Source organism: bacterium, from assembly GCA_035528375.1.
In the GTDB taxonomy this organism is placed as follows: Bacteria; RBG-13-66-14; RBG-13-66-14; order RBG-13-66-14; family RBG-13-66-14; genus RBG-13-66-14.
In genome coordinates this window covers 1-10,305 of sequence record DATKYS010000116.1, presented here as the reverse complement: position 1 = coordinate 10,305, position 10,305 = coordinate 1, and the positions used below count along the sequence as shown (strand labels likewise).

The 10,305-nt window shown below is 62.6% G+C and carries 3 protein-coding genes; all 3 read right to left on the bottom strand.

What is annotated here, in order from left to right; translation table 11 throughout:
• The coding region (locus VM054_09240) for a lectin-like protein (GenBank protein HUT99245.1) at positions 1 to 7,662 on the bottom strand (7,662 nt) is incomplete at its 3' end.
• Between the two features lie 201 nt (positions 7,663 to 7,863).
• Positions 7,864 to 10,020: a TaqI-like C-terminal specificity domain-containing protein gene (locus VM054_09235; protein HUT99244.1), complete on the bottom strand. Its 2,157-nt coding sequence runs from the start codon at positions 10,018 to 10,020 to the stop codon at positions 7,864 to 7,866.
• An 82-nt stretch (positions 10,021 to 10,102) separates the two neighbouring features.
• Positions 10,103 to 10,305 (bottom strand): hypothetical protein (locus VM054_09230; protein ID HUT99243.1); only part of this gene is annotated, 203 nt, incomplete at its 5' end.

The following is a 10,305-nucleotide window of genomic DNA, read 5'->3' as shown; positions in this document are numbered from 1 at the left end:
GTCGCTCACGGTGACGTTGACCACGTGGTTGCCGAGGTTCAGAGTATTCCCCCATACAAACGATACCGTATCGCCGGTGAGGGAGTAGGAGACCACGGTCGAAAAATCGAGCACGATCGGATGCGGCGCGGCCCAGTCTATCCCGCTCCCGCCCGCGTCGCCGAAGCGGATGGCGAACGCCTGGTTGGCGACCGGCGGCATGGTATCGTTCACGATCTCCCGGTGCGCCGGCGACGAATACACGATCACCGGGCCCTTCGAGTCCACCAGAATCCCGTCCGACCATGCCTCTAAGTATAACCCGGCCCCGTTATAAGCCCGCACCCCCACGAAGTAACTCTGGTTCTCCGCCAGCGCAAGACCCATCCGCGTAACCTCGGTGAGTAAAAAGTTGTCGGTCCACCCCGCCACGTCGCACGACCCCAAGGCCGTCCCGATACAATACTCATACCGATCAATCCCCGAGGTCGTATCTCCCGCCACGGTCCAGCTCGCGTAAAGCTGATCCGTATACCCGGTGTAATCACCTTCATCCGTCACCGTAAACGCCGTGGGCGCCGAGGTGTCAACGCGGATGCCGTTGGATGAAGCCGGCTGGCTGGTGTTTCCGGCCTGGTCCTCGGCCATGGCGGTGACGAAGTAATTGACGCCCGAGGAGAGGGCCACGGCCCGGCTGATGACGCCGTCGGCGTCCAACTGCCAGGTGAGCAGGCTGTTCCATCCGGCGGTTGGATAGGCGGCGGTGCCGACGGCGTACCAGTACTGCTTGAGTCCGGCGGGCCCGAGGTCAACGGCGGTGGCGACGGCGTTGATCGAGGTGTTGTTGGAGGTATAGGTGCCGTCGTCGAGGACGTTTTGCATGACGGGTTTCTGGGAATCGAGGACGGTTGTGGTGTCGGGCGGTGTCGGCGGCGTGGGCTCGATGAGCACCGTGCCCAGCCGGGCCACGGTGTAAAATTTATAGGTGCCGTCGCCCCAGAAGGGTATGAAGCTGAACTGGTTTTCGAAGCAGGACTTGGAGTATCCGAGAATTGCCATGTTGATGTAAATGGAATTGTTATAGCTGGCGTAGAGGTCCACGGACGCGAGATAGTTGCTGCAGGTAAATATTACGGGCAAGGGCCCGGCGCTGAGGTAAGCCGGTGACGAGCATGATGACGAGGGGACGGGCTCGGTGACGAGGGGGTTGGTGTGATAGCGGAACTCGTCGAAGTTGGTTAGTCCGTCGCTGTCGGGGTCGGCGGTGTCGTCGGCGATCAGGGCGTTAGTGCCGTATTCCACTTCCCATTGGTCGGGCATGTGGTCGCCGTCGGTGTCCCGGAGCAGGGGGTCGGTGCCGGCGGCGAGCTCTTCGGGATCGGTCAAGCCATCGCCGTCGGAGTCCGGGCTGTTGGGATCGGTTCCGTAGAGGATGAGCTCTTCATAGTCGGTGAGTCCGTCGCCGTCGGAGTCGGTGTCGTCCAGGAGAGTGCCGTTCATGAACTCTCCCTCGTCGGGGATTCCGTCGTAGTCGGCGTCGTTGTAATAAAAGGAGGTATAGAATGCCTGCTGGGTCCCGGCGACGAAGAGCCTGCCGGCGATGTGGACGAGGCTGTTGTTCTCGCTGTACACGTCCTCGATGCGTGCGTTCATGATGAAGGGGATGGCGCTGGTCCACGTCTGTTTATACCTGGACATCCTGAAGACGCCGCCGCCATAGACGAAGGCGTGGACGACGCCGGGGCGGGTTTCGGTGATGTGCTTGGCGTACCTTGATCCCAGGGCCAGGGGCTCGGTCCAGGCGCCCGCATCCTTGTGGGCATAGTAGAGCGTGAAATCGCCCGTTATAAAGTTGAGGTTATTTACAAGAATGTGGACTCCTCCCGCCGGGCTATACCAGAGCGCGGGGTAGGCTCCCCATCCTTCGGAGAACTGGGCCACGCTCTCGCGGGCGGTCCATCCGGTCTGGCCCCATTTGCGGTAATAGACAAAGCAGCGGCCGAGTCCCGCGGCATCGTAATCGCTGGTATAAGCGACATAGACGGTGTTGCCGTGGACCATGAGGTCGGGCATCCATGAGTCTCCGGCCTCGCTGGTCAACTGGGCGGGCGCTCCCCATCCGGTTGCGGCATACCAGGTGTCGTAGAAGACCTGGACGGGGTCTCCGGGGTTTTGCTGCATGCCCCAGACGGCGCGGACAGTGGAGCTGGAGAGCACTCCGAGCTCGAAACCGTAGGGTATGCTCTGGTTGTATACGGCGGCATATCCGGTGGTGATGACGGTTTCTCCGGAGAGCGTTCCTCCCGAGTACATGGCGGAGAAGATTTTTTTGGCGGGCGATCCGCGGTGGTAGACGACCATGACGGCGGTGTTGGAGTCGAGGGGGGCGACGTCGAGGAGCTTGAGATCGGTATTGGATTCGGAGATGAGGGTCTGGGGCACGGACCAGGTGGCGCCGCCGTCGTAACTCTTGGTGACTTTGAGGGCGAACAGGTAATCGGGCAAGACCCAGTTCTTTTCCTTGTAGAAGATGGTGATCTTGCCGTTGACGTCCACGCTCATCTTGATGTCTTCATATCCGTAGTTGGCGGTGGAGGTATCGAGGATGGGGAGGGGTCCGTGCGGATAGTCGTCGGCTGAGTTGTTGGGGTCCTTGCCGAGATATAGCTCCTGGCCGTCGGTTTCGCCGCCGCCGTCGGTGTCGTTGCTGGCGGGGTTCAAATAATTCAGGCCGTCCTCGCAGACGTAATCGCGGGCCACGGCGCATGAGAGGTCGTTCCAGAAACCGGTGGAGCGGCTCATGGCGGCGCAGTCCTCGGCAGGGAGGTTGAGACGCTGGTAATAGGCTCTGGTGGTGTCGTTCACGGTCAATGTTGACCCGGGCAGGGTTCCGTAGTGGGCTCCGCGCAGATAGTCTCCGAAAGAGAGGTGCAATGTAGTATAGGTGGAGAAGCCATGGTGATAGTAGCGCTGGTCCATGGGGAATCCAGCCGCGAGATAATAGTACCTTCCGGCGACCAGGCTGGCGTTCAAGGTTCCGGAATTGATGAACCTGGCTCCGGAGCCGGAGGCGGCGAAGGTATTGGAGGCGATAAGGGTATAGGGCCCGGCCAGGGCGGTGGCTTCCCAGACATAGAAAATGACGGTGTTTCCGGTAGCCACATCGAGGTACTGATCGAAGTTGGTGAGGGTGGTGTCAATGGATGCCAGATACTTGTTGCCGACAATGTTGTTTCCCAGGGTTGTGGAGCTGTTGTCTCCGGCGATGTCGTAGATGTCGTCGGGTGCTTTTGCGATCCAGTTTTCATAAACGTTCGGCTCGCCGTTTGACCAGATGAAAGAGTCCTCGGTCGTGATGTCGTTGTATCCGAGGTAGAGGTTGGTGGTGGAGAGCAGGGTCGCGGCGGTGTTGTAGACGAACTGGTTCTCGGCGGTGGTCTCGATGGAGACGAGGTCGCCGCCGTAGGATTGGCATAGAGTGCGGGCGTTGGGCCAGGTGGAGGCGGAATCGCAGAAGAGGTAGTGATGGGGTCCGAAGGTCTGGAGGCTGCATCCGGAGGAGATGCAATCGTCGGAGAGGCAGTTGAAGTCGTCGCCCAGGGTGAGCTCGTAGCCGTCGCCGAGGCCGTCGAGGTCGGTATCCACGACGGTGGGGTCGGTGTCGTAGCCGGCGACTTCGAGGTAGTCGTCGAGCCCGTCGCCGTCGGTGTCGGTGTCATTGGGGTCTGATCCGATGAGGAACTCCTGGAGGTCGTTGATTCCGTCGGCGTCGGTGTCGGGAAACGCGAGCGAGGTGAGATAGGTCCCCTGGAGCTGTCCGCTCAGGGAGAGAATGGCGTAAAAGATATGGAGGGTGGAGCCGTTGTTGTCGGTGAACATCTTGAAGGCGATGGCCCATTCGTCGCGCTCATATTTGAGCGGTCCCAGGAAACCGAAGTGGGAGAGGCCGGTGTATCGGTTCATGAAGGCGGCGTAGAGGTTGTCAAGGCGGTCGAGGGCGATGGGGGCAACCGGGTTTACGCCGGCGATTTCGGCGATAGGGGTGATGGTCTCCCATTCGCCATCGCGGCGGACGCGCAGGGTGGAGTAGTGGGTGTCATACTCATACCAACTGACATAGACATTGTTATTGGAGTCCACGGCGATCCTGGGGGTGAGGGACGACGCGTCATAGGATGAGGACACCTGGTAGAGGTTGGTCCAGGTCCCGCCGTCAAGCTCGAGGTACCATATTTCCTCCTGCCAGGTGTCGGCGGTCTGCCAGGCGAGGTGGAGGTTGCCGTCGGTCCCGGCCGCGGCGTCAAAAGCTCCGCCGGCGTTGGTGGCGTCGGGGATTTCCACTTTCCTCGCGGTCCAGGTGTTGGTGGGCGGGTCGAGGACGCTGTAGGCGATGGTGTTGCCGTACCATTCGCGGTAGAAGACGTAGAGGTCTCCGTCGGCGCGGAGCACGGGCAGTGGATTGTAGTAATAGGTGGAGGTGTTTTGCGTGATGTCCACCGGATCGCTCCAGACCCCGAGCGGACTGCGGCTGCGATAGTAAAGCACGGTGGGCATGGTGGTGTTTCCGGGTTCATAGACCATGTGCACGGTGTTGCCCTCGGCGGCGATGCGGGGGGCGTCGCAACTGGTGGCGCTGATGACGGTTGGCGTTGACCATCCTCCGCCGGAGTTGGAAGCGTAGTAGATGTCGGTCTGGTTGCGCTTGATGAAGACCACGTGGAAGGTCCCGTTGCGGGTCTGGGTGATGTCAATGTCGCCCAGATCATCCGCGGAGATGAGCGATGGCGCCGACCATTTTCGGTCGTCGGCCGGTGAGTGGGGGTCATGGGCGATCAGGGCTTCGAGGCCGTCCCATTCCAGGCCGTTGTCGGTGTCGGGGTTTAACTGGTCGGTGCCGGTGTCGGTCATGTCAATGAAGACGCCGGTGCCGGTCTCGACGGCGTTCATCAGTCCGTCCTGGTCAAGATCCAGATCGTAACTGCCCGGGTCAAGGCCCAGCTCATACTCTTGGAGGTTGGTGAGGCCGTCGGAATCCGGGTCGGCGGCGGCGTCGTCCACGAGCGGGTCGGTGCCGTACTCATGTTCCCACTGGTCGTCCATGCCGTCGCCATCGGTGTCAATACTGTTGGGATCGGTCAGGGTGAGGTAAAGCTCGTCAACGTCGCTGAGTCCGTCGCCGTCGGAGTCGGCGAGCTGGGGGTCGGTGCCGTAATAATATTCCTGCCAGTTGGTGAGCCCGTCGGAATCGGAATCGAGGACGAGGTCAACGGGGTCGAGGGGGTCGAGTCCGTGATCGTACTCCCATCCGTCCGCCATGTCGTCGCCGTCGGTGTCCCAGTTGTTGGGATCGGTGTCAATGCCGGGGGTGTAGTTGTTGGGGTTGCCGTCGAGGTTGACCTCGTCATAATCGGCGATGCCGTCGCCGTCGGTGTCGGCCGCGGCGGGCAGGGTGTAGAGGGTGAGGACTTCGAGGGAGTCGGAGAGTCCGTCGGAGTCGGTGTCGGCGAGGTTGGGGTCGGAGCCCCACTTGTACTCCTGGAGGTTGGTGAGTCCGTCGCCGTCGGGGTTTTGGCTCCCGTTGGCGGAGTTGGGGTTCAGGCCGTGGGCGGTCTCCCAGGCGTCGGGCATGGAGTCGCCGTCGGTGTCGGGGGAGGTCGAGGTCGCGCCCCATAAAACTTCGCGGCGGTCTTCGAGGCCGTCGCCGTCCTGGTCCGCGACGCGGCAGACGTCTCCGGCGGGCTCGGTGATGACGAACTCATAATAGGCGGTGGTCGAATTGCCGAACGTGTAAGTAGAGGGCGCGGGGAACCCGGCATAAGCGACGCCGTACCTCAAGCTCCCGAACGAGGTATTGGCCGGGAAGGGGAAAGCGCTCTGGTAATAATACGTGGTGGATGCATTGAAGCCGTAGAGGAGCGCGTAATATTTTCCGGCCTCAAGGGTGAGTCCCATGTTGTCGGGTCCGTACCAGCGGAGCGGGCCGGTCCCGGTGGGCACCTGGTAGGATGCGATCATGGTATAGGTGCCGCTCAGGCTGGAGCTCTCATAAACACGGAAGTCGAGATTAACATCGGCGGCGGGGTTGAGGTAGGCTATGAAGGTCACGAGCCTGGTGTCCTGGTCCACCTGGTACTTGTCGCCGCGGTAGATGTTGGAGGATATGCTGTTGATGGCCGGGCTGCCGGCGTTGAAGGGCGCGGGGCAAGCGGGGTACGAGCGCTGATACAGGAGCGAGTTGCGGAGCAGCTTGTGCGCGGGGTCGGTGAGGGCCGGGAATTCCAGGGGATAGGTGGAGCATATGGTCTGGCCCCGGCCGAAGCTGAAGACGTCATGGACGAACTTATCATCAAAGAAGCCTCCCGCGACCAGGTGGGTGGGGGTCCCGCCCCAGCCGTTGAATTCGCCCATGGCGGCGCCGGCGGAGATGGCGGAGCGGGGCACGTCGGACATGATGGGGTGCGCGGGCTCGAGGATGGAAAGCCCGTCGCTCACGTTGGCGAAGGGCGGGGCCTTGATGCCGGTGGGCATGGTGTAGTAGGAGTGCCACTTGCCGTAGGCCGGCGAGGCCGCGCCGTGGAACTCGAAGTTCCCGCCCGCGCCCGCCCAGTCGTTGATCCACTTGCTGCTCTGGGCCAGCTGGTCGTAAAAGGCCTGGGGCTGGTTGGAATGCACCACGACCTTGTCAAAGGGGGAGAGATCAACGTTGCCGAGGCCGGCGCTGGAATAGACGCTGAAGGGGATGCCGAAGCTGGCGAAGATGGAGTCCTCCTTGGTCCCCCAGGCGGCGCTGTCGCGCAGCACCGCGGCGCGGGCCGGGAAGCAGCCGTGGTCGCAGAAAATCAGCCTCTGATTATAAAAACTGGTCCAGGAAATCGGAGTCAGTTGCTCCGGCGGAGGCGCGGTAATAGCAACCAGCAGCCTCGCCCCGGTGGCGGCCTGGCCGAAGAAAAGGTTCTGGGGAGGAGTGCCGGGATAATTGCCGTAGAAATATCCCACCGCGTCATTGCTCCACGTGGTCATGACGGTGTATTTAGACGCCGGGTCAAAAATCACGTTGATCGGGCCGGAATCGTACCAGGCCGTGCCTCCCGTAACCACCGACACCGCCCGCTCAAAAACCTTGGTGGCCAGGCCGCTGATGGTCGAGCCTTCATACACCGTGAAATATAGGGTTGAGCCGTCCGGTGGGTCCAGCATTTGGGAATAGGACTCCAGCACGGTGCCCTGGGTCACCCGGAACTGGTTGCCCCGGCCCGAGAGCGCAACCGCGCCCCGGGTGGCCATGCTGCCCAGCGTGATGGTGGTCTCCGAGTAATCGTCCAGCTTCGTTACCGGGCTCCTGCCCTCCGACGCCTCGGTCCCGTCGTTCACCCCGCCGCCGTCCGAGTCCGCGCTCTGCGGGTCGGTCCCGGACAGGTACTCGGAGAAGTTCTTGAGACCGTCGCCGTCCGGGTCCAGGCCGGAGTCGTTCACGAGAGGATTCAGCCCGTGAGTGTACTCCCAACCGTCAGGGATGCCGTCATTGTCGGTGTCCGGATCCAGCGAGTTGGTGCCCAGCACGGTCTCCTGGGCATCGGTAAGCCCGTCCCGGTCCCGGTCATCAAGGGCCCAGGCCCGGGGAGCAATACCCGTCAACAACAGGGCCAGAACTATGCATAAGCAAAAACCAAGCCTCTTCATCATGATCCCCTTCCCCTGGCAGTGGCGCATTTAACTTGAAATAATCATTGTAACAAGCTGTTCCCCCGCGCATTTCATGATTTGCAATTCCGCGGGGAATGATATTTAACGGAAACTGCGCCAAGTCATGTTTTAATAGACGATTATCTTCGAATTTTTATGGTATTTTGCGGAGTGCGGCAGCTCATGGCCTGTAATGAAGTCTCATCCCCATCCCTTGTTCATCTCGGCCTTGATGATCTCCATTTCCCGCTCGTCAAGATCATACAATCCGGCCACGACGCCGTCAATCTCGCGGTCGAGCCGGGCGATGGTCTCCGGGTCGGCGGCGGCCTCCCTTTTAAGGACGGCGCTGACCAGGGCGTCGTGCAGCTCCCGGGCCGCCGGGTCGCTCCAGTTGATGGGCCGGATGGGGAGAGTGTCGAGGTGGATCTTTTTGATCTGCGGCGTGGTGGCCCGGTTGGTGATCTTGCGGTGGCGGAAGCAGAACGACATCACCCGGGAGTTGAGGATGCCCAGGAAATAAGCGAGCTGATATTTCCGGGAGAGACGCCGGTCCTTCAAGAACGCGAAATAGAGCGACTGCTCCGGGATGTCGCCGCTCTCGTCGCGGGCCGCGACCAGACGAGCCCCCGTCTTGCGCAACAGGATGCGGTGCTTTTTCGTCAGCTTGTCCAGGTTGCGGGTCCCGCCGGCCAGGTTGGGAAGCGTGAACTCGAACCAGGCCGAGCCGCTCCGCGCGTACGGCGACACGTGCTCGCCCTTGAGCACCGCCAACTGGTTTTCCGAGGTCCGCTCCCCGGTGATGCGGCGGGGCTTGGCGATGAAGCCGACACCGGTCTCCATGAAGTCGGAAAGCGACCGCCGCCCCGCGGCCTCGATCTTCTTGAGCACGTCCTCCGCCGAGCCGCCGCGCGCGTCTTGCGGCACGAAGACCTCGCCCTTGAGCCAGAACCCCTGCGAGACCTCGGAGCCCGCGCCCGAGGCGTCGCTCAAGATGATCCGGGCCGACCGCCGCGGCCGCGGGCGCTTGCAGTAAACGTAAACCAGGGTGTCGGCGGCCACGCCCGGGAACGGCTCGCGGTAGTGGAGCCGCGAGAGCTCGCCGTGCTCGAGCATGAACTTCCGGAGCGGCGCGTACTGCTCGTTCTCCGCGATGCGGTCCGGCGCCACGAAGCTGTGCCAGCCGTTCTCCGCGAGCAGCTCGATGGCGCGGCGGATGAAGAACTCCACGACGTTGGGGCGGTAGGTGTCCGCGTGGTAGCGCTCCACCAGGTGCTGCACCACGTCCTGCGAGTACGGCACCTGCTTGTGCCGCCCCTTCAGGCTCACCCACGGCGGATTGCCCACGATGCAGCTGAACCCGCCCTCCCCCATGATGTGGCCGAAACCGTTTTCCGGGTCACGCCAGAAAAAGGGCTTGAGCGCCGGCGCCTGGCCCGAGTCAAAAAGGCTGGCCTGCTGGGGAAACCGCTCCTCCACGATGGCGTCGCCCTCCCGCAGGTTCCGAAACAGCGGCGCCGGGTCGGGCGCCGCGCCCCGCAAAGCCGGGACATCGGCCACCGCCTCAACGAACAGCGCCCGCCGCGCCAGCTCCAGGGCCACGCCGTCTATGTCAACCCCGAATATGTGCTCGCCGATCAGCTCCAGGCGCCGGGCCGGGTCCAGCACCGGCCGTCCCGATTCACCCCGCTTGACCGGCGCGAACAGGTCCCCGCCCCGGATCGAGTAGCGCGAAAGCTCGCGGGACGAAAGGCGGCGGAAGGCCTCGAGCAGAAAATAGCCCGCCCCGCAGGCCGGGTCCAGGACCCGCGCCACGCCGGGACGACGCTCGGCCCAAAGCCCCTCCAGCGCGTGCTTGAGAGCGAATTCCACGATGTGCCGCGGCGTATAATAGACCCCGTTCCGCCGAAGCCCCGGCAGACCCTCCTCCCACAGCGCGCCCAGGCACTCCACCGGCATCTGCGGAGGCCAAAAGCGGCTGAGCTGCATCTCCCGGTAAAGCTCGCCAAGCTCCGGACCCGGACCCAGCTCTTGCCACGCCTCCAGGTCGAACAGCGCGAACCCGGCCCACCCATTGAGCTCCGCCAGCTTCTCAACGGCCAATGCCCCCTCCAGCGGGCGCGAGCGCTTGCCCCCGCACAGCCAGCGGTCCGAGAGCGAGCGGTGATCCTCCAAAAGCCGAACCACGAACAGGTCGCGCACCATGCAAAGCACCCGGGCCTCGACCTGGCTGAGCCGGACCGGGTCAGAGTCTCCGGCCAGCGCCCGGGCCCGGCGGGCGCAGGCGCGCCAGGAACGGATCAGAATCCGGGAGCCCGGAAGATCATACCGGCTCGAACTGTCTGGGCTGTTTTTCATCATGTCCGCGAAACGCCAAGATAACAAAAAATTGTGGGCGGCTCAAGAGGCCGTAGCCGAATCACGCCGCTTCCCCTCCATATCATGCGCCGAAAGGATATAATACGGCGCCCCGGAGAAAATTTGAAGCCGCCGGCCCGAAAACACTCTTGTCCAAAATAGGCCGTAAGAAAACCGCCAAGACGCCAAGAGCGCCAAGGATCGCCAAGTAAATCATGATGTTTTTTTGCGGCCCGGCAAAGAACAGCTCCGGAGCGTTGGCCCCAACCGGCTTGGCGAACCGGC